Here is a 26,386-nt window from a genome sequence, read left to right as displayed (position 1 = left end):
TCTTCACGGCTTTAAAATAACTTTGATGCAGTTATCCGTCTTCGTATCAAACAATTCGTAGCCGCGCTTGGCCTCGCTAAGCGGAATCACATGCGTAATGATATCGGCCACGTTGACCTTCCCTGTCGTCACCAGTTCATACATGTAAGGCATATAATGAATGACCGGTGCTTGTCCGGAGCGAATGGCTATATTGCGCTGCATGATATCTCCCAGCGGAAATCCGTTGTAGCGTCCGCCGTATACGCCGGTAATTTGAATGGTCCCACCCTTGCGAACCGCTTGGGAAGCAATAATCAGAGCGCTCATGGTCCCTCCTTGCAGCTTCAGACCACTCGCCAGGTACTCGAGGTCGCTCATCTTTCCGTCCATGCCCACCGCATCGATGACTACGTCCGCTCCGCCCTTGGTGATTTCCTTCAGGTAGCTGCCGACATTTTCATGATGCTCGAAATTAACGGTTTCAACGTTATTGTTCTTTTTGGCATGCTGCAGCCGGTAATCCACATAGTCGACCGCGATAACCCGCTTCGCGCCTTTAAACCAGCAGAACTTTTGAGCAAGCAGTCCGACCGGACCGCAGCCAAGCACGATCACCGTATCGCCCTGTTTCACGCCCGCATTATCAACGCTCCAAAAAGCGGTTGTCATCGCATCGGCGATCAAAGCAAGGCTTTCATCCGGCTGCTCATTGCTTTCCGGAATTTTAAAATGCGTGAAATTGGCAAACGGAACCCGCAAGTATTCGGCCTGCCCGCCAGGAAACCCACCGGTCGTTCCCGAGTAACCGAAATACGCTCCCATATCTCCGTTATCATTGGAATTGTCGCACTGGCTCTCCAGATGATTTTTACAGTAAAAGCATTCGCCACAAGCAATATTGAACGGGATAATAACGCGGTCGCCCTTTTTCAGCTTGGTGACTTCGGGCCCCACTTCTTCTACGATCCCCATCGGCTCATGCCCTATGACGTAATCCTCCTGAAGGTTGGGAATCATGCCGTGAATCAGATGCAAATCGGAGCCGCAAATGGCGGTGCTGGTCAGCTTGACAATCATGTCGTCCGGCTTTTGGATTTTCGGATCGGGAACGTCTTTGACAACGACATTCTTAACTCCTTGGTACGTCACTGCTTTCATCATGCTTGGCTTTCCCCCTTATGCTCATCCGGCGTCCTGTCAAACATCCCTTTGCGCGACGTATCTCCCGGAAACAGGTTCATTCCGGCAATCATGGCTGTATTTTTGGCGGAAAGCTGGTCCAGCTGATATTGTTCGTTCAGTTCATATGGATGAAACCATTTTTTGCGGATCATAAGCTCGGTAATTTCCTGGTGAAGGGCAATGCCCTGTTTTAACTGCTTTTTGAGCAGTTCTCTGGCATCGGACGATACGGTTTCGGTCAGGGCAACGGCGGTGTTTCGTACCCCTTCCTTGGCTCGAAGCAGAAAATCCATGGCGAATGTCATGTCGGCCATTTCAGGCATGTTAAGCGAATTGATCGGATCTAAATAATCGCTGTTCATCAGGTCATCACCTTTAATTTAGAATGGGAGTAGGCTTGCTTTCGGGAACCGGAGCCTGGAATGGCGCTCTTTGATAAATCGCTTTCAGCTCATGGATAGCCACCGTAGATTGTTCAACGTCTTTTTGCATAAGCATCTTTAATTCCTGGTCAAAAACGATTCCCTGCATCAGCTTGGACTTTGCCGCACAGAGCGTCTTGAAATTCAGCACCTCATGGAGATCGAGCGATTCGTGGGGGGCGAGTGAATTATCTTTCACGTTTGACTTGTACCTCCTTTAATTAACATAGATGTAAGGATAGGTTATCCTTTTGTTTGAGGCTTGATTCGGGTAGTTTCCCCATTGCCGTATTCTAAAATATGCCAGTTGAAGGATACACAAAAAAACCAGCAACCTTCAGATCAGAAGATTGCTGGTTTTCTTCCTTATTGTAATCACTTACATCCACATAATCCGGCTGCTCAATCGCATATGCCATAGCATTAGCAATGACCCTCGGCGAAAGAGCTTTTTTACGCTGTTCTTTTAAGAAGCCTATGGGAATCGCTAGCCTTCCAAATCTCCCTCAATCTCCAGATAACGATTCCGAAGCATCTCCAACTCCTCCTCGGAAGCGTTCCAATAATTCCGCTGATGGCTCTCAAGCAAGGTCTCCAGCATGCCGTGATAAGCCCAGCGGTTATTGTCCTTCATTTGCTTGCTGCGATGCTCATCTGCTACATATTCCTGATGGACTGCAGAAAAGATCCAAGAATCCACCTGGTTAGTTGTCGCGGCGAGACCCAGCAGATTCTCCATTCGGTCAGCCACCTTCTGTGCCCCATGATAATCATGCTTCAGCATCCCCTCGATCCACTTGGGATTAAGCATACGCGTCCGAACACCTCGCTGGACTGCATATTGGAGTTCTTCGGTCAGCACATGTTCTCGCGTCGTATCAGAAATGAATATGTCGACCGGCTCCCCTTTGGAGATCTCAACCGATTTGGCCAAACCGCCAAAAAATTCGTAATAATGGTCCAGATCGATAATTTCATGCTCATGGTTGCTCCGGATTTGCGAAACGATATCTACTGCGGCCAGATTGGCCTTGTACAGCTCGTACATTTCCCTGCCTCGGTAATTCGAGCTGTATACATGTTTCAGACTGTGGATAAAGGCTTCTCCCAGATGGCTTTCATCTTCCCACTGTTTGGTCTCCACCAGTTTGGCTACAGACGTCCCGTATTCTCCTTCCGCAGGGCCAAAAATGCGCGCGCATGCCAAATCCCAAGCCTCGTCATGCTCGGCTCCGGCCTTGCGTAATTGTTCATACAGCTGCTCGGAACGCTGTTTGAATATATTCTGTTCTGCCGGTTCATCCAGCTCCGAAACAGCTTTAAATAGTTGATGGAGTTCCACCAGCAGATCCGGAAACATATCCCGGAAGAATCCACAGATATGCACAACCACATTCAAGCGGGGTCTGGCAAGTTCTTGCGCCGGAATAATTTCAAATTCCCTGTGCATGGAGCGTTCCCGTTCCTTCACTCTGACACCGAGATAAGCCAGAATCTGTCCCAGCGTTTCTCCTTGGGTTCGGGAAGTCTCCAGTCCCCACATTACGAGTGCGGTAGTTTCCGGGTATTTCTGATGTGCATCGTGATACAGCTTCAGCGTATTCTCCGCGATTTGTAAGCCGCTTATCACGGCAGTACGGCTGGGAATAGCTCTGGGATCGAACTGTACCAAATTATTGCCTGAGGGCAGCACCTCCGGATTACGAATACAGTCGCCTGCCAAAGAAACAGGAATATATTTTCCATCCAATGCCTTGAGAAGATGGCTAAGCTCCGCATCGGCTTGGGTTGAACGGTATGCCGTCAATCCATGATTCCACGTTTCCTCCCAGTTGCTCTGCAGTTCCTCCGGCAGATGCGGAGGCTCGGGAATTTCACCGCTGCGGGTATATAACAGGACAGCGTCCTCTACACACTTGTCCAGATGCTGGAGCCTATCAATGTTCTGGCTCTCCAGCAGGTCGTCATAATCCCAAGACAACGAGGCGGCATACAGTCTCTGGAGTGAGGCGTGCGAACCGCGATCATGACAGAGAATCATGTTCATATGCCTGGCAGCCTGTTCATGATCATAGCCTTCCCCCAAAATATGCAAACCGTCAGGGATAAAGGATCTTCCGATGCGGTACAGCTCCTTCTCAATCTCTTCCGGTCCCTCGGCTTCAAGAAACAAGGAGGCTGCTTGCTCCTGCAGCAATTTCCACGCTTCGGCCACGCGTGCCGGATTCAGCTGTTCCTCAGCCCGGTAATGATGCAGCAGTGCTTCAAGCTTCGCATATTCGCCGTATAGTCCACTTGCCGTGAAGGGCGGTGATTGATATCCAATCAGGGTTGCATGCGTTCTTCGCTTGGCAATCATAGCTTCGGATGGATTGCCGACATAGTAGGCATACACATGCGGAAGATCCTGAATCAGGGCATCCGGCAGACAGTCGCCGGACATTCCGCTCTCTTTGCCCTCCAGAAACTCAAGGGTTCCGTGAGTTCCTACATGCAGGATGGCATCGGCCTTGAACTCGTCCCGAATATATTGATAAAAAGCCAAATACTGATGATGCGGAAGCAGGCCTTTATCATGATAGACCGCTTCAGGATTCTCATGAATCCCGCGACTGGGCTGCACTCCGATAAACAGATTGCCGCTCATCAGCCCCGGAATTTGGAATGCGCCGGACTCAGTCGTCATGACATCGCCTGGGGCTTCTCCCCACTGATGAACATAATCCTCTCGTCGTTTGGCAAACACCTCATTGTTCTGAACGTAGTGATCGCTGTCGTACCTCAGTAAAGATGCAGACCCGCGTTCGTCTGTCCATATGCCGGAATTCACAATTCCTTCGTGGATAAATCGCTCTCGCAGCTCCGTTCCGGAATACGTTTCCGTAAGGTAGCCATGTTGTTTCATCGCATTCAAGATTCGGGAGATCGACTCGAAGGTATCCAGGAAGGATGCCTGGAACAGATGCCCCTCTCCTGGAGGATAATTGTACCCAACGATGGCAATCCTCTTCTTGGCCAGCGGCTTGGTTTGAAGTTCCAAATACCGCTGGACCCGGCTCACAAGCCGCTGCGCACGATCTTCGATTAACTGCAGCTCCTTGATGTGAAGCTGCATCTCTTCATCATAGTCCCGAGCGGATAATGCAGCGACCGGGAGCATTTCAATACTGCCATCAAGCTCGGGCAGCATCATTTGTACAAGAAATTCCGAAGGGGACAATCCCTGCCGCGAGTTTTCCCATTCCTCTTTTTCTCTTCTGGTCAGGAAAAACGGATGAAACATCGGCGCCTCCACTTCCCTCAGCAGGGCTAAAATCTCTTCGCTTCTGCCGCCGGTCGGACCGGCTCCTAACCGAAACGGGATAAAATTGACAATCAGGTTTACTTTCCCTCCACGGGTTCCGCCAAACATCAGGAAATTTCTCAACTTTTTCGAATCCACGTGAACCAAAGAAGTCATGGCGATGGGCAGCACATGGGCGAATTTCCGAATCTCCTGAATGATTTCGCCGATTATGTCCCCCGTATGGAGCGGATAACTGTGTCCCATAAACAAAACGGCTACCGTTGGCAGTTCTTGCTGGATATTGGTCATTGTCTGATAGGTTTCCAGCGATTCATATGTCTGTTTCTTATACGGGTCATAAATACTCAATGATTCCAGGACGAATGGCGGCTCGACCGACGGCCAGCTGGCTTCTTTTCCATAGTGCGTTACAATATAGCCCAGCATGTGGTGCAGATTGCGATCTCCTGCATTCCTCCAATATTCAAGCAGCGTACGATAATGCCGCAAATCGTTGGATATACCCGGTTCCCCCTGGGAAACAGGAGAGCCTCCCTGCACTCGAACACCCACAGTATCTTCGTATCTCAAAGCACCCAATCGAAACAGATCTTGAATCCCTTCGGCACTTCCGCCCAGTATCACTTGCTCGGCCTCCACCTCAGCACACCATTCATGGATACGGGCAATTGTCGGAGCCGGTGTCCCATGAGGATCATGTATGATAAACCCTGCCCTTGCCACGCTGACTTCAAGCGATTTCCACGCCTCTTCCGATAGAGTTCCTTCAATATTAAATACGGATAACGATAAACGGCTGCGCAGAGCAGGTCCCAAATTCTTATAGACTTGTGACAGATCTTTCATCGCTGTGTGCGATGTTGTTAAAACAACGATATTCATCGAATCTCCCCCTCTCAACTTATTTACAAACCGGCTGGCTCAGCTCAAAGTAGAGCGAAGGGTACTCAGCAATCTCTGATCATCCGTGTGGTCCAGCATTCTATATTCCGCTCCAAGCGCTTCCGCCAGCTGTTGTGCGCGTCCCAATCTGACATACCCCTGTTCCGTATCAAGTACCAGACTTGGAATTCCTTCAGCACCTATCCGCCTTGCGATTGCCAGACATTCGTTCCAAATATCAGGATTGGCGGATAGTCCAGTGAAACTTTCGTTGGCTCTGCCGTCCGACACCACAATCATCACAGGCCATGTTCCCTTGTTTTTTCGTTTTTCGGAAAGAATGGTCTCATAGCCTTTGACAAGGCCAGCTGCCAACGGGGTTTTCCCGCCTGTGGGGATTCCCTTGAGATGTTTCGAGGCGGCATCCACACTGCGTGTAACTGGCAGAATAAGCTCCGCCTGTCCCTTTCTGAAAGCAATCATGCCGATCTGATCTCGCTTCACGTATGCATCCTGCAGAAGAGACAGAATTGCGCCTTTTACAGCTTTCATGCGCTTTCGAGCTGCCATGGAGCCGCTGGCGTCCACCACAAACAGCAGCGTGGCACCTACCCGGCTTTCCTTTTTCTTCTGGCGTAAATCGTCGGGTTCAATGACAAACGCCAATCCCTTTCTTTTGGGCCTGAAGCGCTGAAAAGGGGCTGCCGCTCGAATGGTTGCATCAAAAGCGACATCCGTTTTATGCCTGTTTCTTGGATTCATGAAACCGATCGATCGTCCCTGCTGTTGAAGCGCACGGGTTTGATTGCGCTTGCCGGGCCCTTCGTGATGGAACTTCCGCTGCTTCATGTCCAGATCTAAAGGCTTGATAGAGAACGTTTCGTCCGGCGGCAGCACTTGTTCGTCCCGGCCATCGCTTTGCCCGTCAGCCTTGTCGCTGCCTGTCTTCAGATCCGAATCAAATGATGAGTCCCCACTCAAATCATGCTGCCGATTTAGTTCATGACCATCATGCGGCCGTACAGGTGCTTGTGATCTGATGACCTCCTCTTCCTTCGAAGAAACGGAGTGCTTCTCCCCCTCGTGTTCCTCAGCGGTGCTCCGGGAAGTGCCTTGGTTCTCCGCCGCACTTCTCATTCTGTGGGGCAGCGCATATTCCGCGGCTTCCCGAACATCATCGGAAGTCACTTCCTCCCGTCCCTCCCATGCAGCGACTGCCTTCGCGCCTTCGATCAAACAAAGCTCAGCCCGAGAACTGCCGCTTCCCGATTGGTGTGCGATGGAGGCTGATAGCTGAATCATCTCTTCACTCACCGCCACCCCGGAAAGCGATCTTGCGGCAGCTTCCAATCGAAGGTGTAGCGCATCCTCAGCAGACAAATAACGGTCCCTAAACGCTGGCCGATCTCCTTCAAACTGAAGCGCTCTTCGAATAATCTCACCTCTGGTTTCGAGTTCGCCGATATGATCCATCGCCACATAAAATCCAAAGTGGTCCAGCAGTGGAGGCGAAGGAATCCCTTCTTCCGGGTCCATAGCGGCAAGCAGCATAAACCTGCTGTTTCGTTCGGCGGATAACCCCTCCCTCTGTACGTGAATTCTGCCCGTTGACAGGACACTGACGATCTCCTTCATCATGGTCTGAGGCATTAGGTTCATATGGTCCACAAGCAGCAATTGTCCGTCAGCTTCTTCAAGCAACCCTGGCGCATGGACTATTTTCCCGGTTTCCAGGGTCGATTGGATGTCCAATGAACCCAACAGCCGATCCGTAGTAAGATTGGCCGGTACGGATAACTTCCGGCGTCCCCGAGCCAGAGACGAAGCCGCATGCAATAATAGACTCTTGCCTGATCCGGAAGGACCGCTGACAAGGACTCCGCCGATGGCGGGATTAACAAGATACAGCAGAAGCGCTCGCTTGGCCCTCTCCTGTCTCCATATTGCACTAAAGGGATACGATATGTTCAAAAGCTCATGCTGGTGTATGTTCATCACGTCATACCGTCAGCGCAGGTTCCAGCACGGCCTGCAAGCGCTCCTCCATGCCGCCCGTTTCTTCAAACGGTTGGCGCCTCATGCGATGAGGCAATACAAAGCGAGCCGCATGTTTTATATGTTCCAGGCAAACGGCCTCATGCTCATGCCATGCCGCCAAAGTTACTGCTGTTTTGATCAGAGTTATGTCAGAGCGGTGTCCGTCGACCTCAAGGCCTATGCCGATTCTTGCCGCCAGTTCCAGCATGTCATCCGTGATTCGTATACCGTCAAGCCGTTTGCGAGCTTGCAGAATTTGCCGCAGCATGTTCTCCTGTTCCGACTGATACTGCTTAACAAAGGTCGCTGGGTCCTGTTCGTATTCCAGCCGTCTGCGAATGACAGCCGCACGCTCCCGCACATCCCGCTCTCCGCCTACCTCCACCGATAATGCAAAACGGTCTAAAAGCTGAGGGCGCAGGTCGCCCTCTTCGGGATTCATCGTCCCCACCAGAAGGAACCGGGCAGGATGGGAATGAGATATGCCTTCCCTCTCCACCGTGTTAACCCCCATGGCTGCTGCATCCAGCAGCACATCCACAATGTGGTCATCCAGCAAATTGATTTCATCAACATATAGAATGTGACCGTGTGCCGCCGCTAGCAATCCCGGCTCAAATTTCTTCTCGCCTGTTTTGATTGCATGTTCGATGTCCAGTGCGCCAACTACCCGATCTTCAGTTGCACTTACCGGAAGATTGACTACGTTCAGTTCGGGAACAAGTCCGGACAATGAACGAACGGCTGTTGATTTGGCTGTCCCCTTCTCTCCGCGGATCAATACACCGCCAAGCTTTGGATTTATGACGTTCAGGATTAGCGCAAGCTTTAACTGGGATTGACCAACGATAGCAGTAAAGGGATACAGCGTATTTAATGCATCCAAGACCTTCAGCTCCTTTATTTCTCTATTAATCCGGTAATCCGGCAAAATGGCTTGTTATATACCGTGTCGGATTCCACGGAAGCCACCACACCGAATACTCGGCTAAGCAGTTCCGGTGTCAATACCTCCGTGGGGGAACCGAATCCTTCGATCGTCCCGGACTTCATGGCCAGAATAAAGTCGGAATACGACGCAGCGTGGTTGATGTCATGCATGACCATAATGATGGTCATTTTTAATGTTTGATTAAGATCTCTAATCATCTCCAATATTTCCAACTGATGGGCGATATCCAAATAGGTTGTCGGCTCATCCAGCAGCAGCACCCCGGGCTGTTGGGCCAGTGCCATGGCTATCCAGGCTCTCTGTCGTTCACCGCCTGATAGCGTATGGAGCATCCGATCCTGATATGAAGCGAGTCCCGCGGCGTTGATAGCCCACTCCGTAATTTCACGGTCTCTCTCGCTGGTATGATGCCAATAAGGCTGATGAGGCGTCCTGCCATACCCGACCAATTCTTTTACCGTTACCTCCACCGGATCCTGGGATTGTGCCATGTAGGATAATTTCCTTGCCACATCCCGACTTTTCAAGTTGGATAGCGCTTTGCTGTCCAGCAGAACTTGACCTGCAGCCGGTTTCAGTTGTCGGGCCAGCGATTTCAAGAGCGTGCTTTTTCCGCAGCCATTCGGGCCTATAATGCTGTGAACGGCTCCTGCAACAAAGGAAATATTCAGCTGCTCAATAATGAACTTGTCATGATACCTGAGTGAAAGCTGTTCCGTCTCGATACTGTTCAAACTTGTTTCCTCCTTAGGAGATACAGAAAAAAGGGAGCGCCTAATACACCCATTATGATTCCTACCGGAAGCTCAATCGGTGAGAACATGATTCTGGCGAGCGTATCGCAAATCGTCAGCACGGCTGCTCCCAACAGGGCAGATGCCGGTATCAGAATTCGATAATCTCCCCCGATAAGCAATCTGGCGATATGGGGAATAATAAGGCCCACAAACCCCAGTAATCCTGCAATACTTACGGCACTTGCCGCCAGCAGCGTAGCCGTAGCCGTTATCAGGAGCCGAGAAAGCTCCACTCGAGTACCCAAATTTCGTGCGTTGGAATCTCCCAGCATCATAATGTTCATCTGCTTGGAACCGGCAACTGCGAGAAGAAGACCGATGATCGAATAAGGCAGTATCGTTGACAGGTCAGGCCAACTCTTGGCAGCCAGCCCGCCAACCATGAAGATTAAAGCGCCGTGCACTCGGTCACTGTAAAAGGTCAGCATCGCGGATATACCTGATCCCAAAAATGCCGAAACTGCGACTCCAGCAAGAACAATCCTCAGCGGACTAACCCCGTCTTTCCAGGACAACAGGTAGATGATGAAGGCAGCCAGGGTTGCTCCGATAAAAGCGGCAGGTGTCAGGAAATGATCATATTGTGGAACAACGACCAGCAGGAAAATGCCAAATAAACCGGCTCCACTGGAAACCCCTATAAGATGTGGGTCTGCGAGCGGATTCCGCATGACCCCCTGCAGCAGCGCGCCGGAAACTGCAAGATTGGCGCCTACCAGCATGGCAACAAGCGTTCTCGGGAGCCGAATGTTCCAGATAATGTCCCGGTTCATGCCTGGAAGATCATGATGCAGAATAACGTCTACGATATCTCGCAGAGAGATCATCACCGCTCCTGTGGCAATGCTAAACAGACACGCTGCGATCGCAGCTGTCAGAAAGATCAATATGATCCACACAGGGCGGGTTGTTTTATTGAACATCACCGAAGATCTCCGGATAAATTAGCTTCGCTAAATACACTAATGCTTCATCATAATGCAGTCCGGGATTCGTAAGAAACAGATTTGACGGCACTACAATCACCTTTTGATTCTTGACAGCCCCCAGAGAAGACCATGCCGGATTGCTTTCCAATTCCTCTTGAATCTTCTTGTCTCCAACCGCCTTTTGCCCGTGGATAATCATAAAAACATAATCCGGGTTTTGCTTCACAAGTGTCTCCATGCTGTAGGGCGAGGTCGTCGGACTGTTAGGTGAGGCTTCCAGCTCCCCGGCTGCATTGGTAAGCCCCAGCATTTTAGCGATCTCAAGCCCCGATGTGCCATCCTTCTGAATCGAAATCCCGCCAGGAGTTACATTCAGGTTGATAAAAGTAGGCGATTCACCGGGCAGCTTAGCCAAAATGTCATTTACGCGGTCATCCAATGCCTGCAGCTTCGCCGGCAGTTGCTCTACCGTGCCAGCAATCCTGGACATCCACTCGGCTTTGGATTTCATGTCCTCGTAATCGGATAGGCTCATCAAGGCTACAGGAATTCCGCTGCTCTCAAGAGACTGGACAAGTTCCTTGTGGAAACGAGGCTGTCCGATCACCAAATCGGGGCTTAGAGCGACAACCTGCTCCAGGTTAATCTGGCTAACCGTACCAACGGATGATACGCTCTCCGCCTCTTCAGGGATGGAAACTCCCGAGGCTTCCATTCGCCCTGCCGCCTTCCCCCCCACGGCATAGAGAAGATCGAGGAATTCAGGCGATAACACCACTACACGCTTAGGTTGTTCCTTAAGAGTTATGGTTCGTCCCGTTGAATCCTGAAACGTTATGTAATCCTCTTCAATGGGTGTAAGGTTTGAATCCGATTGTCCCGTTTGAGATGTTTCACTGCTTGGAGGAGCGGCTTCTGTGCTTGTAGATTCATGCCCCCCACAAGCTGACAATATGAATGCACATAGGATGATAGCTGAGCTTAATGCCACAAACCGAGGGAATCTCTTGCGTTGCTTGAATGTTAAATACATGGATGTACTCTCCTTTTTATCATGTTATCCGTTGCCGGATCATGGTTATGATTCTTCTCTCTTTATCAAAAAACGACTAACCTTCAGGACATGCAGATTAAGATGCATTCGCTTATTCACGCGCTACAATGCTGGCAGTGGATCTGTTAACAAAGACCAATCGCTTTCCATCTCTGCGTCTGTTAGCAGCGCCTGATCCAGTGACCGAGTGATGGCTTCCTTGTCAGAGTTGACCCCGATAAACACCAGTTTGTTCACGCGATCTCCCCAGATGTCATCCCAGTCCGGAGTTTTCACGAATTCGCTGCCAAAATACGCGAATCTCTCTTCTTCCGACAACGCGGCAACCCATAGGCCTGCCGGTGACAATTGGCGTGATACCCCCGCCTGACTGAAGGTCATTGCCATATGGTTTCGCGTGGCTAACCATAAAATCCCCTTGGAGCGAACCACTTCCTTGGGCCATTTTCCCATCCACTGCAGCAGACGTTCCGGATGAAACGGTACCTTCCGTGAATACACAAAGGATGAGATTCCATATTCCTCGGTTTCAGGCGTATGGTGTTCGTTCTGGAGCTCTTGAATCCATCCGGCGGATTGGCTTGCTGCTTCAAAATCAAATAAACGGGTGTTCAAAATTTCCTTGGGATCGATTCTGCCGTGCGTGGTGCGAATCATCTTCGCTCGCGGCTGCAATCCTTTAAGAACAGCTTCCAAGTTAGCCAGCTCTTCCTCACTGACCATATCGCACTTGTTGATGATCAACACGTCGCAGAACTCCACCTGGTCAGTCAACAGATGAACGACACCTCTTGTATCACCTTCTCCCGCTTCCTGATTGCGATCCTGCAATGTATCCTTTGTGTTGTAATCCTGCCAGAAATGATACGCATCCACTACGGTAACCATGCAATCCAGACGAGTCAGTTTCGACAGATCGATTTGCTGTTCTTCATCAACGTACGTAAACGTTTGAGCAACCGGTACAGGCTCCCCGATCCCGGTGGATTCAATAAGTATGTAATCGAATCTGCCCTCTCTGGCCAATCTCTCAACTTCCAACAGCAGATCATCACGGAGTGTGCAGCATATACAGCCATTGGACATCTCAACCAACTTTTCTTCCGTCCTGCTTAGTCCACCGCCTTCCCTGATCAGACCAGCGTCAATGTTAACCTCGCTCAAGTCATTCACGATAACGGCCACCCTGAGTCCGTCTCGATTGTTCAGCACATGATTCAAAACCGTCGTTTTTCCTGCCCCCAGATATCCACTCAATACCGTTACCGGTATTTTCTTATCTTCGAATATCAGATGACTCATTCTCCACAACTCCTTTATGCTTTAGGTTGTCAATCTTTGATCAAGCAGACCATAGAGCGAAACCGCTTCTTTTTTGATTAAGGCTGCTCTAAGCCTTCTTCCGATGAAGCTCGGCAATCCATGCAGTAGCCAAACACATCGATTTTGTAATTCAATGATTGGAAACGCTGCGGCTCGGGCAGCAGCATTTGCTCAGGATCAAAACTCATGGGAATCGTTTGCTTGCAATCCATACAAATGAAATGAAGCTGAGGCTGCACATGATCAATCAAGCGATAACGAAGTTCATTGTCCAGCGCAAACGTTTCGATGATGCGCAGGTTTTTATACAGCTCAAGATTCCGATACACCGTGCCGTAACTCAAACCTTGAAAGGTCTGCTCCATCGCTTGATATAACTCCATCGCAGAGAATGGGCGGTTCAGGCTTACCACCAGATCCAGCATAAATCTCCGCTGCGTGGTTATCCGAACTCTCTGATCGACCAGATAATCGATCAATTTATCAAGCTGTCTGCTATCCTCCACACTAAACACCTGCCCTGCTGGAAACATGAAGTCGTTCAATAACAGCCGCTGATCGGTAAACTTTCAAACCTATACTTCTTATTCGTAATCATTACGATTAATATTACTTCCGGTTTTATCACTTGTCAACAATCGTATCTTCACCTGCTCTGCTAGGCGGTAATCTCGCACATGATAAGAAATGACCCCTTAATCTATAAGGAGTCATCTCTCTTCTGTCCATAGCGGTTCACAGGGAACGATTACCAGCTGGACTTCGTTATGCCCGGAATTTGCCCCTTATGGGCCAACTCCCGAAACACGATCCGCGATACACCAAATTTACTGATATAACCTCTTGGTCTGCCGCTAATCGCACAGCGATTATGGAGTCGAGTCGCGGAAGAGTCCCGGGGCAGTTTTTGGAGGGCATCATAGTCGCCCTTTTCTTTTAATTCCTTGCGTTTCTGCGCATATTTAGCTACCGTCTGTTGTCTTTTCATTTCTTTCACTACTTTTGATTTTTTGGCCATTTGCCAACACACCTCCCTTCTGTTGTTAACTATTCATTCAAAGCCTTTTGCAAAGCTTCAAGATTCTGACGCATGATGGCAATGTAATCAAGGTTGGCAGCGGTATCCTCATCGGTTAGCCCTTCGATTGGATTAAGGACCGACGTGGAAGCTCCGATTTCGGAAGCAATAGTTTCCGCAACGTTTGATGACACCAGGGTTTCGAAGAATATGGTTTTCACATCGTGCTCCTTGGCAAATTCAATAACCTCGGCCATTTGTGCTGCCGACGGCTCCTGATCCGGGGATAAACCTGCAATCGGCACCTGAGTCAATCCATACTCTCTGGCCAAATACCCGAACGCTGCATGCTGTGTGATGAAATCTTTTCGTTTGGCGGCCTTCAGCCCATCTCTAAACTCCTGGTCCAATGCCTCCAGTTTGCTTACATAAGCATCCGCGTTTGCCTTGAATGCCTCTTTATGTTCCGGAGCCGCTTCAGCCAAACCCGCTTCAATGCTGCGAACCTGCTGGACAGCCATGGCAGGGGAGAGCCACACATGCGGATCAAGTCCACCATGGTCATGCTGATGCCCGTCTTCTTCATGTTCATGGGCATGTTCGTCATGGCTGTGATCAGCCTCCTCTTCATGTTCATGAGCATGCTCGTCATGGCTGTGATCAGCATCCTCTTCATGCTCATGAGAATGGCCCGATCCTTCCATGATCTCGATTCCCTTGCTTGCCTCAATTACCGTTAACTCCGTGCCCTGAACGCTTTCCAGAACCTGATCGACCCAGCCTTCCATGCCGGCACCGTTATACACCAGCACATCGGCCTCAGTAATCCCTGCCATGTCCTGTGGTGTCGGTTCCCAATCATGCGCTTCCACACCCGGAGGAATCAGGTTCTCCACTTCCGCTAGATCGCCCGCTACCTGTCTAGTGAACTCATACATGGGATAAAAACTGGTTTTAACTTGAAGTTTTGCCGTTTCCGTGGCGGAAGTGTCCGCCGCTTGGTTGCCTTCGGGAGATGCGCTTCCCTCATTAGCCACCGTCGAATTTCCCGAACCGCATCCTGCAATAGCCAATACAGCAGATAGGGATAGTAGGGTTAACATGCGTTTAAATCTCTTCATAATTTTTATAACTCCTATTTCTATTTATTTTTTGTATCCGTCTTCGGTTCTGTATTTGCATTAATTTCTGAAAGATTACAGCAATCATTAAGAAGCCTAATAGAATGAGGGCAATCGTTCCTCCTGGGGGCGTATTCAGATAGTAAGAAGCGGTAAGCCCCGAAAAAACACCGCTCAAGCCAACAGCGACGGCAATCCCCATGGCTGCAATAAAGCCCGGCGCAATCCGGAGCGCGATCGAGGCAGGCAGCACAATCAACGCTGAAACCAGCAGCACACCGACAACCGGCATTGCAGCCGCAACCGTCATCCCCGTAAACACCGCAAACAAAAAGGAAAGGAGCGAGACTCGCGTACCGGATACCGCAGCGGTTTCCTCATCAAAAGCAAAGGTGTAGAGCGGCCGGCGCAGACCGACAAAAAACAATACCCCCACTGCCGCTACCACGGCAATCAGACGAAGTTGCATATCGCTAACAGCGACAATCGATCCAAACAAATAAGAGCTGAAACTCTTGCTCAGATTTTGATTCAAGCTCATGAGAACAACTGCCAGAGCAAGACCGGAAGTCATAATAATGGCGACCGGAACCTCGCTGTAGGTGCGATAAACTCTACGAAGCTGTTCTATCACAAGCGCCCCCATGATAGCGATAGCAAAACCGCTGAGCGCGGGATTCAGTTTCAAGAAAGAACCTAACGCCACCCCTGCCAAGGAAACATGAGAGAGTGTGTCCGCCATAAGCACCTGTCGCCTCAGCATTAAAAACACACCCAGAACAGGACCGATAATGCCGATCAAACCTCCGGCCCAAAAAGCTCGCTGCATGAATTCGTAACTGAGCATCGCCATCCCTCATTCTCCTCTCGCTCCAATTGGACAACACGGTCCAGATATGGACCGATTTCTTCGAGCGAATGGGTAACCATAATGACCGTATAACCTTTCTGTTTGACATAATTGTTTAATAATCGGTACAGATCCGAACGACTCGTAACATCCATCCCTGTTGTAGGCTCATCAAGGATCAATACCTGCGGCTCATGGGCCAGGGCTCTCGCGATGCATATCCGCTGCTTCTGACCTCCCGACAATTCGCCGATCTTTCGGCTGCGATATTCCCACATTCCCACTTCCTTCAGACTGCGCTCAATGACCTCATGATCTCTGGATGTGAAGCGTTTGAACAAACCGAGGCGCGCGTAGCGGCCCGATCGCACAAGCTCAATCACTTTACTGGGAAATCCTGCGTTGAATGAGGCTACTTGCTGCGGCACATATCCAACCGATATCTTGGATCCGTCCTCCAGCACTCGCTTGAATACCACGGACCCGCTCCAAGGCTTTGCCAAACCAAGCATCAATTTCAGCAGGGTTGATTTTGCGGCACCATTGGGACCGGATATGCCGATAAATTCTCCGCTATGGATATCCAGCGACAAGTGTTCAATCACAGCCTGGTCCCCGTATCCAAAAAAGACGTCGCGCATGGAAGACAATATCATATCTCCTTCTCTTCCTTCCTTGTGACAGAAAAACCGTTTTTCTCAGTCTAAAGATTACGATTTAAGAACCCGCTATTTCTTATTTCCAATCACTTTTTCGATTTGTTTCTGTTCTCTATTAGGGTCATGCCAGTTAAGTTGTCGCCACATCAGGCTTATATTCGTCGCAAGCATCTTGTATATGTTTTCCCTGCAGCGGTTGACGTTCTATAATAGCTTTTCGTTTCGCTTTCAACACAATTTGCTCAATATCGGCAAAGCTGCACCCTTCAAGCTGGTCACAGGCTTCAGTCCATGCTGCCTCATCGCACTGAAAATCTCCGAGCAGGAGTTCCATATAATGCTGCCTTCTGTTATAGTCCGGCAACGAATACGTCATCTTTGTGTCGAACCTGCGCCATATGGCCGGATCCAAATCCTTTTCCAAATTGGTAGCAGCCATAATGATGCTCTTGTCCCCGAAGTCATCCAGACATTGCAGCAAAGTATTTACGGCACGAGCCATCTCCTTCACTTCATCGTTGCTGTCCCTCGTTCTGGCAATGGCATCAAACTCATCAAGAAAAAGAACACAGGGAAATGTGTTGGCATAATCGAAAATTTTGCGAATGTTGCTGCCCGTTTCGCCCAGGTGACTATGAATGATGGCATCCATACGAACCAGGACAAGAGGAAGCTCCAGTATGTTGGCCATATAAAAGGCCGTTAAGGTTTTTCCGGTTCCGGGGGGACCGTACATGACAACCCGGTTAGGGATCGGCACGTGATGCTCCTCAAATTCCTCCCTCATTCCCAAAATGGCTATAAATTCATCCACAATTCTCTGATTGAATTCAGGCAATATGAGATGCCTGGCCTTTCTTCCGCACTCTTTAGGTGAATACACGGCTGCCATATCGATTCCTTTGGCACGAGGAATACGCTGGCTTGCATTGCTTTTGCTCATGGTCAACTGCTGCTCCTTCACTGCATATATCGAAATTTACAGGGTTATGTGACCCAAATGACTTCATGGGTATCCATCTCAACCTGTTCCAGCACCTCTTCAAAATTTCTGCTGGGTGCGATTGTGGATAATGAAGCCCATTCGTCACCGTCGGGTTTGCCATACACACGCCATTCATGATCCTCAAGCCGAAATTGAACAAATTCCGTCGCGTTCCAGGCACGCTGCGTCCAATCCGGCCTTTCCTCTGACAATGTGATCGTTGTTTCCCTGATTTGGTATGTTAAACGTACTTCTCCCCTTAATTCGGCGGGAACCTTCAGACCGATATAACCTTCCAGAAGGGTACGGATTCTTTTCAGAGTAAAGCTGTCCACGAAGTAACCTCCCATCAGCAAGTGCAGTCTTTATCACAACAGTGCCTTCCCTTGAGTCCCATACTTGGATCAAAGCTTCCCTTGTTCGTCCAATGCCCCAAGAAACGTTCTCAATATAAAAAGACAGCGTGCAAAATACGCTTCAAACTGTTATATCGGGAAGCGCTTTACGACTGCTTTTTATAACTGAATCGTTTCTTGAACTTATCGACGCGTCCACCAATTTCAGTATTTTTCTGTTTGCCTGTGAAGAAAGGGTGTGACGCAGAACTCGAATCTACCCGAATCACAGGATAGGTATGACCGTCTTCCCATTCCATAGTTTCTGAGGAAGTTTTCGTGGAGGCGCTAAGAAATGAATAACCGACGCTCGCATCCAGAAATATGACTTTCTGGAAGGTTGGATGTATCCCTTTTTGCATGGTGATGTCCTCTTCTTTCCGAGCCATTTGACTCTTTGTGATCATTAATCGTAATTATTACGAATAACGCCTTAGACGCATATTAAGATATAATTTCATATCTGTCAACTTCCCGGTTTATGGTATTACTCATCATTAATTCGGAGCATAAAGAAAAACCGCACACCAAGAAACAGGGTACGCGGTTCATCTTGCGCTTAATTCATACAAAGAGCCTTTAGTCCATTCTGACAATCTTCACAAGTGTTCTCAAAGATATTGTCAATGGATCGCCATTCATGGTTTAATAGTAATTATTACGGATTAGGAGAAGCATGCATGAACTCCGGTTTATTATTTGCCCGTCTCAGCTGCCCTGCAGCTGTCTACATATAGGAGGTACTGTTTTGCGCACGTGGTTATCAAAGTCCGGACTCAATCTGGCATTTCTCGTAATCATCCTTGCCATAATCTATGTGGCCCTTTTTCCGGACGTCATCTCAAACTTAAATATGCCTGTACCCGATATGGACAAAATCCAAACATTCAAAACGATGCTCATCAGCATTGTATTGGAGGCATTGCCCTATATCCTGATCGGTGTATTTGTCTCATCATTCATGCAGCTGTTTCTATCAGAACGGTGGATCGCTCGGTTCTGCCCCAAAAATCCGGTCCTCGGTTTCATATTTGCCTGTACGCTGGGCATTATCTTTCCGGTCTGTGAGTGCGGCATGATCCCAATTGTGCGGAGACTTATGATGATGGGGATGCCTCTTTATATCGGGGTTATTTTTATACTGGTTGGACCGATCGTTAACCCTATCGTTTATGCCTCAACATATCAAGCCTTTCGTTTACAGCCAGAGATTGTTTATTCCCGAATGGGCTTAGCTCTGGTGGTTGGTCTGATCATCGGGCTTATCGTCTATAAATTTGTCTCAGGCAATCCATTGAAGAATCTGCAAACCGCCAGCCACTCCCATGCAAATGATTCTTCACACGGATCGTCTCGGAACAAATTTTTTTCCATGATGGATCATGCCGCTCACGAATTTTTTGACATGGGAAAATATCTGATTATCGGTTCCATCATAACGGCAGCCATTCAGTCATTCATCCCTAGAGAACTTCTCGTTCAACTTGGACAGGGTGAGCTCGGCTCCCATCTGTTCATGATGGCATTTGCCTTTATATTGTCGATTTGCTCTACTTCGGATGCTTTTGTTGCTTCTTCTTTTCTGCAGACATTCTCCGCATCCTCTATCATCAGTTTCCTGGTATTCGGGCCTATGGTCGATTTCAAGAGCACCTTGATGATGCTGTCTGTCTTCAACAAGCGCTTTGTCTTATTCCTGATCGTTCTTACTAGCGTTACGGTCTTTATTCTCTCGATTGCGCTTGGACAAATCATGTTCTAAAGGAGGAGTGCATCAAGTGGAACACCAGCGAAATGAAGCCGTCCATTACTGGATACGGGCGATCATCCTGCTCTGCTTTTTATGTTTTATTGTCTATCTCGTCAAGACGGGGACGTTAATGTATTATATTGCACCCAGAATGAAAATCTATATCCAGTTAGCTGCAGTCGGGCTATTTCTTCTCAGTGGCACTCAGGCATACCTGGCCATGCAAACTGCCCGAAAACGCAGCGCCATGTGTGACTGCCAATGCGGCCCGCCCAAATCAATTAAATCGAATGTCGGGATTTATTCATTGTTCATCTTTCCGTTACTGCTGGGCTTTCTCCTGCCCAACACCATCATGGCCAGCAATGTTGCTTCGATAAAAGGAATGAATTTAACCCCGGTTCGACTGGATGCGGAATTGCCAAAAGACGTTCCGTCAGTTGCACCGGAAGAAATGGATTCATCCGATTCTGAACAAGACATTCCGATGGAGCGTGAAGCGTTTCCGGAGCATGAGCATTTAGAGGAATTTGCGGAGTTTGGCAAGAAAATCAACGAACTTTCTTCTGTCACCGTAAGTGATACCGGTTTTATGGAATATCTGACAACGTTCAGTCTCTACGCCGATGTTCTGACAGGAAAAAAGGTTGAGCTTACAGGGTTTGTCTATCGAGAACCCGATATGGCCGCCAATCAGTTCATCCTCTCCAGACTGGCTGTTCAATGCTGTTCTGCGGACGCCACCCCCTACGGGATCATCGTTGAGGGTGCTGCCGCTGCGACTTTGCAGAAAGACACTTGGGTTCGAGTAACGGGAACCATCGGAAAAACCAGCTACAATGATCTTGATGTCGTGAAGGTGGATGGGGAACTTATTCAAACGGTTGATGCTCCGGAAACGCCTTATGTGTACCCTTACGTGGACAATTTTAACAATCTTCTGGAGTAGTGGACCGGAGCCATATGCCCGTGACCGGATTATGTACAATAGAAAAAGAACGTCGATCAGAGCTCGGCGTTCTTAAGCAGGATGTCATATATTATTACAGACGGTATTACTTTCTCGTTCAATGAACAGTTTCAGCTCGATTCTCTTCCACACCCGCTGCTTCCGTCTAACCTCGTTTTGAAGACTTCTTGTGTCCCCTTGTAGTTTTCTTTAATCCGTAGCCTTTTTTGTGGCCTTGGTAGCTTCTTGATAGATATCTGCGTACGTTTTTGAATCTTTAATCAGATCGTCGCAGAAAGCCGCTACGTCAGTGCCCGTCACTTCGAGCACGCCTTTCCCCAGGGACGCGCCCTCTTCAAAAAGATCGAGTATCCCCGAGAGCAAACCCGTTCCCTCGCTTAGCTCAACAGGACCGACCTTAAAGAAATATTTTTGGATCTCTTTATAAACAATCTGATACTCTCGCGGGAGCGCTTTGACACGCGCTACATGCGCTCGCCACTCTTTTTTGCCTTCAATCATATCTTTTATTCCCATGTTATCCCTCCTATTTGCCTAGTTTTTTAGCGATATTATGGTTCAGTTGCTCGCGCCACTTGTCGCGAAAAGACTTTGCCCCTTCTCCGCCAGCCAGTGCTGAACAGAAGCCTGGAATATCGTCACCTAAAACCTCCTGGACACGCTGCCCGTCCGTCGCCGTTTCTTCAAGCAGGCCAAGCACACCATCAAGAATGGGCATGAGGTTGCGACCAGTGAAATCGGAGTGCAGCCAAAGATTGGCATTAATTTGTTCCCATGCCGCTTGATAATCGTCTGGCAGCTTTTTGACTCGCGATTCAAAATCTTTCATTTCTTTTGTCATGTCGCTGCCGGTGATTTTTTCCCAGAAATTCATTAATTTCTCTCCTTTGACTCGTCGATTTTTGATGGTACGAACTCCCGTTTTTTGAAAATCGCAGGACTTATTGCGGTTTATAATTTCAAAAACAACGGCCCTCAAGCAGGCGATTGAGCATTACCGTCAGGTTAACCAGAACAATCAATCAGCGCTACTTAGTATGGCAGGTATTAATTCATACTTACTACCTCTATAAAGTATCACGCAGTAGTTGGTTTGTCAATAACGTTGCTCGGTATAACATACCCGAGGGAGCACTCCGCATCGAATGGGTCCCCGCTTTTTTACATCTTGAAATTCCGTTAATCTTCTCAAAGTACAGGGCCGACTTGGAGGCGGGCTGCATTGTTCCCCGACGTCACACTTGAAATATGCAAAAAGCGCTTGAAATGCTCATTTGCATTTCAAGCGCTAATAAAAACGTAATGTGCTAATATTCAATACGTTTTCGAGGGCATCACGGCTGCACGCCGTACCGCTCCAGAACCCGGTAAATCGCATCCGTACCGAACCGAATCGCTTCTATGGGGATACGTTCGTCCGCTGCATGAATCAGTTTGGTAAACGGCATGTCCTTGGGCAGCGGCATTGGCAGGAAGCCGTAGGTTTGGATGCCGAGTCTACCAAACCATCTTCCATCCGTTCCTCCGGGCAGCAGCATTGGCACCGGAACGGCCTCCTTATCCGCTTCAATCAGCACATCGGACAGTAAACCGAACATCCCCATGTCGGGAGCTGCTGCGCATGGATCATGGCGGAGCACTTCCAGCCCGATGCAATCAGGAATCGTGAATCGGCGAAGCTCGTCCATGAATTGCTGCGGAGTGACGCCCGGCAGCGTTCGGCCGTCCAGCTCAACCGTAATTTCGCTTGGATGAACGTTAATTTTCTCCCCGCCTCGAACGACGGTTGCGCTGACCGTATTACGCAGAAGCGGGGCGAACATCCCGCCCTTTTCCCCCAACACTTTCAAGATGAGACCACTTAAGCGGGGACGCAGCATTCCTCTCAACAGCAGCGCTGGCAGTAACGGCAGCGAAGCGGCCATTCCTTCAATCATCAACCGGGCCGCCGGTGTCACACGTATCGGCAGCTTATTCCTGCTGAGCGACTGAAGCATATTTCCCAGTTGCGCCATACAATCGGCTCCCGACTTGTCCATGGAGCCGTGGCCTCCTTCTCCACGGATTGTCGCTTTGAGCCAACATAGCTGCTTCTCCGCCACCATAATCGGATAAAAGGTTTTCCCCAGCGCATGGAACGTGAAGCCGCCAAATTCGCCAAGCGCATACTTAACGCCAGCAAAATAATCGGCATGCCGCTCTACCAGAAAAGAAGCCCCGTAGTCGCCCCCTGCTTCCTCATCGCTGACAATCGCCAGAATGAGATCACCGCGCAGCGGCAGCTTGTGGACATGCGCGCGGAGGAAAGCCGATACGAGCATCGCCACGCCGCCTTTCATATCAAGAGCGCCACGCCCCCAGATGAAGCCGCCCTCGATCTCGCCACCGAAGGGCTCGCAGCTCCAGACCTGCTTATCGACGCCAACGACATCGACATGCCCGTACAGCAGCAGCGGCGGTGCTTCCCCGCTCCCTTTCATCCTCGCCAGCAGATTGGGCCGGGCTGGATCAAGCGCCTCTATCTGCGTCTCAATACCCGCATCCTCAAGCAGTTGCCGGATATACATGATACATGCGGCTTCCTCGCCCGGCGGATTGGTTGTATTGAAGCGGATCAATGCCTGCAAAATCTCTACAGGAGACGGCAGCTCCGAGCCACGCCGAGCTCCATTCTGTTTCAACTCATCATTAACCAGCCGGGCACCCATGACCCCACTCCTTCCTATAATAAACTGCCCGCGTAGGGGCGGTCGGCAGGAGAAATCCCTGGCAAGCTGCGCAGGCCGAACTCACCTTGCAGCCTTGCAAGCCGCCTCCGCTGTTCTTCGGCGGACGCACCTTTGGTACGAAACACCGATTCCAGCATCACCAGTGCTTGTCGTACATGTGCCTCCGCCACTTGCTCTCCTGTCTCCCGCAGCCGATCGACCAACTGCTGCACACCGCGGTAAGGAGAAGCGACGCCTTGTTCATATTCGGCTGCGTTCCAGTTGCGGTTGCGGACGCAAGTGGCGATAGCCAGACAACGATTAAGCAATTCAAGGGAATAAGCGTCCGCTTGCAAACTTGCTTCAGCCAGGTATGCTTCATCCTCTTTGTCGTCAAAAGCGAATACGCGTTGTCCGTCTGTTGGAGCCAGCCGTTTCAATACATGGCCCGGACCCAGCTCCACGGCAGCGGCAATGCCAATGCTCTTCTGAAATGCAAGGACGGACGGCCAATTGACGGGGTCTGTCAATCCCCTTGCCAGCATACCCCCAATCTCCGCTGTATTCCCGTAAGGCAGACCCGTCAAGGAGGAAACGACGGGAAAAGCCATTTTTCCAAACGAGACGCAGCTCAGCACTTCGGCAAATTGTGCCGCCGCCGGCGCCATTAACGGGCTATGGAAAGGCGCGCTTACCTGCAACGGAATGACTTCGGCTCCATGGGTCAAGAGTCTTTCGGAGGCTTCATGGACGGCCTCTTTGTGTCCCGAAATCACCGTTTGTGATTCTGAATTCATATTCGATACCACAACCATACGGCTTCCATCCGTGCAGCGTACGCTGGTTTCCAGACATACATTGGCTACAACATCGGAACTCGGCCCATTCACGGCGGCCATCGCGCCGACATCTGCCGCGGCGGCCCTTTGCATCAACTCGCCGCGGCTGCGCACGAGCCGGAGCGCATCCGGGAACGTTATGGCTCCCGCACAGGTTAAAGCGGTAATCTCGCCCAGGCTGTGGCCGGCAGCCATCGCAGGCAGGTATCCCCATTCCCGGCTGTAGACGCGGTACATCGCCACGCCAAGCGCGAGAATGGCGGGCTGGGCATTGTCCGTCCGCGTCAGCTCCGTCAACGGTCCCTCATACATCAGGCGATCAAGACGCATGCCCAGCGCCTCATTCGCTTCCTGTATCGTTGCCTTGACAACCGCATACCGCTCGCTCAGCGCTCTTCCCATTCCGACGCGCTGCGATCCCTGACCTGGAAACCATATCGCATGTTTGTTCAGCATCTTCATCACGCTCCTCAATGTCAGATCGGGGCAAGCGCCTCGGTCAGAATTTTGTTTATCACCGCTACAACATCTTGTTCCTGCTCATGCAGGAAAAAATGTCCGCCATCAAACAGCATCAGCTCGCACCCTCCCGTCGCATAACGCCCCCATTCACCGAGCGGGCCTTTGACGCAGCCGTCATCCTTGCCGCTCAAGATGGTGAGCCGGAGCGGCAGCTGCGCCCGCATTCGATGCTCGTATTCACCGACAAGCCTGAAGTCGGCTCTTAAGATCGGCATAAACAGATCCAGCAGCTCCCGATGCCGGAACAGCTCGTCCGGCATGCCGCCGAGTCGTTTCAATTCATCAAGAAACTCTTCTTCCGGAAGCATATGAATCCGGCGAGTCTCCACCTGCTCACAATGCGGCGCCCCTCTGCCGGAGAGGAAGACTGCCACAGGCAGCGGAAATCCTTCCTCCCGCAGCGCATGCAGCAGCTCATATCCGAGCAGGCAACCCATGCTGTGGCCGAATAGAGCATATGAATCGGAGCCAAGCGCCGTCTTCTGCACCAGCGGCAGCAAATCCTGCACGGCCTCCGCCGTGTCCGCATAGAACGGCTCGCCCATGCGGCTTCCTCTGCCCGCCAGTTCGGCCGGTACCAGACGCACGTCAGGATGCAGCTGGTTCGTCCAGCGCTTGTACACTTGTGCGGAGCCACCAGCATATGGCAAACAAATTAATGATATCGCAATAACGCCCGCCTCCCGGGTAACATATTGACGCAATCGGGCTCTACGCCCCGGCGACAAGCGCTGTCCAGAACGCTTTTTCCTTCACGAACAATTCATCCGCGAGCGCCAGCTCTCTGCCCCGTTCAAAGTCTCCTGTCACAAAACGGTCCTTCACCAGATCCCATCCGTCCCTCACTGCGCCAAGCTGACCGGACAGCGACTCAAACAGAGCTTCGCCGATGAGGTTCTTCTCCCGCATGGAGCGGAGCAGCGACACGTTGGCGATATGCCGGTTGCAAATGATGTTGACGCCGACAAGGCCATAGGTCAAATGAGCTTGCTTCTTCTCCGGTTCGGAATCTACATTCCACATGCCCTCTATGGAGAACTTGCCAAGCTCTCTCGCCAGCCGCTCCGCATTTTCCACCACTTCAGCCAGCCTCAACTCGTAGGGCTGAACCTTTTCATGCAGGTTGTATACGTAGAAGGCAGGCCCCAAATAGTTCGGATTCACGTTGTATTCCGAGTTGCCGTACGCCTTGAGCAGCCTTTCCTCCGGCACCTCGTGCTCCTCGTAGCCCGCAAGCGTATCGTCAATGACGTAGAAGATGCCGCGCTCCTTGTCGTATCCGTTAAACAGCGAATAATGATACCAATGGAATGTTTTCCAGGCCATGCTGCCCGGCAGCCAGTCATACAGATCCACGTTTACGCTCAAGTTGCGTCCGCCCGCAAGCATCGCCCTGATTTCTTCCAGCACCGTTTCCTTGCTGCGGAAATGACCAGGCTCGATATAGCGAAACACCTGCGATAGCGGAAATCTGACCGGATCGTCCATATAATACAGTGTGTCAATGGTGGGGTAGCGGAAATCCTTGTCCGTTGCGGCCTCCCAAGGATAGTAACGGTAAATATTCAAATACGCCGCATCCCTATAGCTGGGCTCCACCGACACCGCAATAGAGAACGCCTGGTTCAGCATGCAGTTCATCCAAAACTCGTTAAACGGTTTCCTTTTCATGGACAGCTTCATCGTTCGCCGCCTCCTTAGG

General features: G+C 50.2%; 26 protein-coding genes. 2 read left to right on the top strand and 24 right to left on the bottom strand.

What is annotated here, in order from left to right; all coding sequences use genetic code 11:
* Nucleotides 1–3 precede the first annotated feature (3 nt).
* The 18 genes from B9D94_RS13755 to B9D94_RS13665 form a co-directional block, all read right to left on the bottom strand.
* Nucleotides 4–1,140, bottom strand: a complete 1,137-nt coding sequence (locus tag B9D94_RS13755; RefSeq protein ID WP_040680683.1) for a zinc-dependent alcohol dehydrogenase — start codon at nt 1,138–1,140, stop codon at nt 4–6.
* On the bottom strand, nt 1,140–1,526 hold the full coding sequence (locus B9D94_RS13750; RefSeq protein WP_006210206.1) for a spore coat protein: 387 nt from the start codon (nt 1,524–1,526) through the stop codon (nt 1,140–1,142). The genes B9D94_RS13755 and B9D94_RS13750 overlap by 1 nt, the downstream gene beginning before the upstream one ends.
* Before the next feature lie 13 nt (nt 1,527–1,539).
* Nucleotides 1,540–1,785 (bottom strand): hypothetical protein, encoded by a 246-nt coding sequence (locus B9D94_RS13745; RefSeq protein WP_006210207.1) that lies wholly within the window; start codon nt 1,783–1,785, stop codon nt 1,540–1,542.
* Nucleotides 1,786–2,073: 288 nt separating this feature from the next.
* A complete protein-coding gene (locus B9D94_RS13735; protein WP_148247265.1) occupies nt 2,074–5,775 on the bottom strand; it encodes a cobaltochelatase subunit CobN in 3,702 nt (1,233 codons plus the stop codon).
* 39 nt (nt 5,776–5,814) lie between these two features.
* A complete protein-coding gene (locus tag B9D94_RS13730; protein WP_253806154.1) occupies nt 5,815–7,770 on the bottom strand; it encodes a VWA domain-containing protein in 1,956 nt (651 codons plus the stop codon).
* Nucleotides 7,771–7,774: 4 nt separating this feature from the next.
* On the bottom strand, nt 7,775–8,698 hold the full coding sequence (locus B9D94_RS13725; protein ID WP_148247264.1) for a magnesium chelatase ATPase subunit I: 924 nt from the start codon (nt 8,696–8,698) through the stop codon (nt 7,775–7,777).
* Nucleotides 8,699–8,712: 14 nt separating this feature from the next.
* On the bottom strand, nt 8,713–9,498 hold the full coding sequence (locus B9D94_RS13720) for an ABC transporter ATP-binding protein (protein WP_148247263.1): 786 nt from the start codon (nt 9,496–9,498) through the stop codon (nt 8,713–8,715).
* A complete protein-coding gene (locus B9D94_RS13715) occupies nt 9,495–10,484 on the bottom strand; it encodes a FecCD family ABC transporter permease (protein WP_148247262.1) in 990 nt (329 codons plus the stop codon). The genes B9D94_RS13720 and B9D94_RS13715 overlap by 4 nt, the downstream gene beginning before the upstream one ends.
* The gene (locus B9D94_RS13710; RefSeq protein ID WP_148247261.1) at nt 10,474–11,523 is read right to left on the bottom strand and encodes an ABC transporter substrate-binding protein; all 1,050 of its coding nucleotides are present in this window, start codon (nt 11,521–11,523) and stop codon (nt 10,474–10,476) included. The genes B9D94_RS13715 and B9D94_RS13710 overlap by 11 nt, the downstream gene beginning before the upstream one ends.
* Nucleotides 11,524–11,646: 123 nt before the next feature.
* Nucleotides 11,647–12,846, bottom strand: coding sequence for a GTP-binding protein (locus B9D94_RS13705; RefSeq protein WP_006210213.1), 1,200 nt, complete (start codon nt 12,844–12,846; stop codon nt 11,647–11,649).
* 77 nt (nt 12,847–12,923) lie between these two features.
* On the bottom strand, nt 12,924–13,373 hold the full coding sequence (locus B9D94_RS13700) for a Fur family transcriptional regulator (RefSeq protein WP_006210214.1): 450 nt from the start codon (nt 13,371–13,373) through the stop codon (nt 12,924–12,926).
* A 242-nt stretch (nt 13,374–13,615) separates the two neighbouring features.
* Nucleotides 13,616–13,885 carry a 30S ribosomal protein S14 gene (rpsN, locus tag B9D94_RS13695; protein ID WP_006210215.1) on the bottom strand — a complete coding sequence of 90 codons (270 nt, stop codon included), beginning with the start codon at nt 13,883–13,885 and terminating at the stop codon, nt 13,616–13,618.
* Between the two features lie 29 nt (nt 13,886–13,914).
* On the bottom strand, nt 13,915–15,006 hold the full coding sequence (locus B9D94_RS13690; protein ID WP_148247260.1) for a metal ABC transporter substrate-binding protein: 1,092 nt from the start codon (nt 15,004–15,006) through the stop codon (nt 13,915–13,917).
* Nucleotides 14,993–15,859, bottom strand: a complete 867-nt coding sequence (locus B9D94_RS13685) for a metal ABC transporter permease (protein ID WP_006210217.1) — start codon at nt 15,857–15,859, stop codon at nt 14,993–14,995. Before B9D94_RS13685 ends, B9D94_RS13690 begins: the two co-directional genes overlap by 14 nt.
* Nucleotides 15,805–16,512: a metal ABC transporter ATP-binding protein gene (locus B9D94_RS13680; protein ID WP_006210218.1), complete on the bottom strand. Its 708-nt coding sequence runs from the start codon at nt 16,510–16,512 to the stop codon at nt 15,805–15,807. The genes B9D94_RS13685 and B9D94_RS13680 overlap by 55 nt, the downstream gene beginning before the upstream one ends.
* Before the next feature lie 133 nt (nt 16,513–16,645).
* On the bottom strand, nt 16,646–17,458 hold the full coding sequence (locus B9D94_RS13675) for an AAA family ATPase (RefSeq protein ID WP_148247259.1): 813 nt from the start codon (nt 17,456–17,458) through the stop codon (nt 16,646–16,648).
* A 44-nt stretch (nt 17,459–17,502) separates the two neighbouring features.
* A complete protein-coding gene (locus tag B9D94_RS13670) occupies nt 17,503–17,835 on the bottom strand; it encodes a DUF3024 domain-containing protein (protein ID WP_051449157.1) in 333 nt (110 codons plus the stop codon).
* Nucleotides 17,836–18,002: 167 nt separating this feature from the next.
* Nucleotides 18,003–18,257 carry a type B 50S ribosomal protein L31 gene (locus B9D94_RS13665; protein ID WP_006210223.1) on the bottom strand — a complete coding sequence of 85 codons (255 nt, stop codon included), beginning with the start codon at nt 18,255–18,257 and terminating at the stop codon, nt 18,003–18,005.
* A 386-nt stretch (nt 18,258–18,643) separates the two neighbouring features.
* Between B9D94_RS13665 and B9D94_RS13660 the strand changes: the two genes are divergently transcribed.
* Nucleotides 18,644–19,657 (top strand): permease, encoded by a 1,014-nt coding sequence (locus B9D94_RS13660; protein ID WP_148247258.1) that lies wholly within the window; start codon nt 18,644–18,646, stop codon nt 19,655–19,657.
* A gap of 16 nt (nt 19,658–19,673) precedes the next feature.
* Entirely contained in the window at nt 19,674–20,594 is a 921-nt protein-coding gene (locus tag B9D94_RS13655; protein WP_172963943.1) for a TIGR03943 family putative permease subunit, read from the top strand.
* Nucleotides 20,595–20,804: 210 nt separating this feature from the next.
* On the opposite strand, the gene B9D94_RS13650 is transcribed toward B9D94_RS13655, so the two are convergent.
* From B9D94_RS13650 to B9D94_RS13625, 6 genes are all read right to left on the bottom strand, one after another.
* Nucleotides 20,805–21,131: a DUF1048 domain-containing protein gene (locus tag B9D94_RS13650; protein ID WP_006210227.1), complete on the bottom strand. Its 327-nt coding sequence runs from the start codon at nt 21,129–21,131 to the stop codon at nt 20,805–20,807.
* A 10-nt stretch (nt 21,132–21,141) separates the two neighbouring features.
* Entirely contained in the window at nt 21,142–21,489 is a 348-nt protein-coding gene (locus B9D94_RS13645; RefSeq protein WP_148247256.1) for a DUF1048 domain-containing protein, read from the bottom strand.
* Between the two features lie 460 nt (nt 21,490–21,949).
* A complete protein-coding gene (locus tag B9D94_RS13640) occupies nt 21,950–23,323 on the bottom strand; it encodes a M20/M25/M40 family metallo-hydrolase (protein ID WP_148247255.1) in 1,374 nt (457 codons plus the stop codon).
* Between the two features lie 14 nt (nt 23,324–23,337).
* Nucleotides 23,338–24,618, bottom strand: coding sequence for an ACP S-malonyltransferase (fabD, locus tag B9D94_RS13635; RefSeq protein ID WP_148247254.1), 1,281 nt, complete (start codon nt 24,616–24,618; stop codon nt 23,338–23,340).
* Between the two features lie 20 nt (nt 24,619–24,638).
* Nucleotides 24,639–25,388 carry a thioesterase II family protein gene (locus tag B9D94_RS13630; RefSeq protein WP_253806153.1) on the bottom strand — a complete coding sequence of 250 codons (750 nt, stop codon included), beginning with the start codon at nt 25,386–25,388 and terminating at the stop codon, nt 24,639–24,641.
* 7 nt (nt 25,389–25,395) lie between these two features.
* Nucleotides 25,396–26,367 (bottom strand): hypothetical protein, encoded by a 972-nt coding sequence (locus B9D94_RS13625; protein ID WP_006210234.1) that lies wholly within the window; start codon nt 26,365–26,367, stop codon nt 25,396–25,398.
* Nucleotides 26,368–26,386: the final 19 nt, after the last annotated feature.

It is taken from the genome of Paenibacillus sp. Cedars, from assembly GCF_003184205.1.
Classification (GTDB): Bacteria; Bacillota; Bacilli; order Paenibacillales; family Paenibacillaceae; genus Paenibacillus_AQ; species Paenibacillus_AQ glucanolyticus.
Note: the sequence above shows the minus strand (reverse complement) of the source record. Positions and strands in the feature narration are given on the sequence as shown.

Excerpts from the sequence above, each read along its gene's own strand:
- B9D94_RS13755 (WP_040680683.1), bottom strand. The coding sequence starts at position 1,140 with ATGAAAGCAGTGACGTACCAAGGAGTTAAGAATGTCGTTGTCAAAGAC.
- B9D94_RS13750 (WP_006210206.1), bottom strand. The coding sequence starts at position 1,526 with ATGAACAGCGATTATTTAGATCCGATCAATTCGCTTAACATGCCTGAA.
- B9D94_RS13735 (WP_148247265.1), bottom strand. The coding sequence starts at position 5,775 with ATGAATATCGTTGTTTTAACAACATCGCACACAGCGATGAAAGATCTG.
- B9D94_RS13730 (WP_253806154.1), bottom strand. The coding sequence starts at position 7,770 with ATGAACATACACCAGCATGAGCTTTTGAACATATCGTATCCCTTTAGT.
- B9D94_RS13715 (WP_148247262.1), bottom strand. The coding sequence starts at position 10,484 with ATGTTCAATAAAACAACCCGCCCTGTGTGGATCATATTGATCTTTCTG.
- B9D94_RS13710 (WP_148247261.1), bottom strand. The coding sequence starts at position 11,523 with ATGTATTTAACATTCAAGCAACGCAAGAGATTCCCTCGGTTTGTGGCA.
- B9D94_RS13705 (WP_006210213.1), bottom strand. The coding sequence starts at position 12,846 with ATGAGTCATCTGATATTCGAAGATAAGAAAATACCGGTAACGGTATTG.
- rpsN (WP_006210215.1), bottom strand. The coding sequence starts at position 13,885 with ATGGCCAAAAAATCAAAAGTAGTGAAAGAAATGAAAAGACAACAGACG.
- B9D94_RS13690 (WP_148247260.1), bottom strand. The coding sequence starts at position 15,006 with ATGAAGAGATTTAAACGCATGTTAACCCTACTATCCCTATCTGCTGTA.
- B9D94_RS13685 (WP_006210217.1), bottom strand. The coding sequence starts at position 15,859 with ATGGCGATGCTCAGTTACGAATTCATGCAGCGAGCTTTTTGGGCCGGA.
- B9D94_RS13680 (WP_006210218.1), bottom strand. The coding sequence starts at position 16,512 with ATGATATTGTCTTCCATGCGCGACGTCTTTTTTGGATACGGGGACCAG.
- B9D94_RS13675 (WP_148247259.1), bottom strand. The coding sequence starts at position 17,458 with ATGAGCAAAAGCAATGCAAGCCAGCGTATTCCTCGTGCCAAAGGAATC.
- B9D94_RS13665 (WP_006210223.1), bottom strand. The coding sequence starts at position 18,257 with ATGCAAAAAGGGATACATCCAACCTTCCAGAAAGTCATATTTCTGGAT.
- B9D94_RS13650 (WP_006210227.1), bottom strand. The coding sequence starts at position 21,131 with ATGGGAATAAAAGATATGATTGAAGGCAAAAAAGAGTGGCGAGCGCAT.
- B9D94_RS13645 (WP_148247256.1), bottom strand. The coding sequence starts at position 21,489 with ATGAATTTCTGGGAAAAAATCACCGGCAGCGACATGACAAAAGAAATG.
- B9D94_RS13640 (WP_148247255.1), bottom strand. The coding sequence starts at position 23,323 with ATGGGTGCCCGGCTGGTTAATGATGAGTTGAAACAGAATGGAGCTCGG.
- fabD (WP_148247254.1), bottom strand. The coding sequence starts at position 24,618 with ATGCTGAACAAACATGCGATATGGTTTCCAGGTCAGGGATCGCAGCGC.
- B9D94_RS13625 (WP_006210234.1), bottom strand. The coding sequence starts at position 26,367 with ATGAAGCTGTCCATGAAAAGGAAACCGTTTAACGAGTTTTGGATGAAC.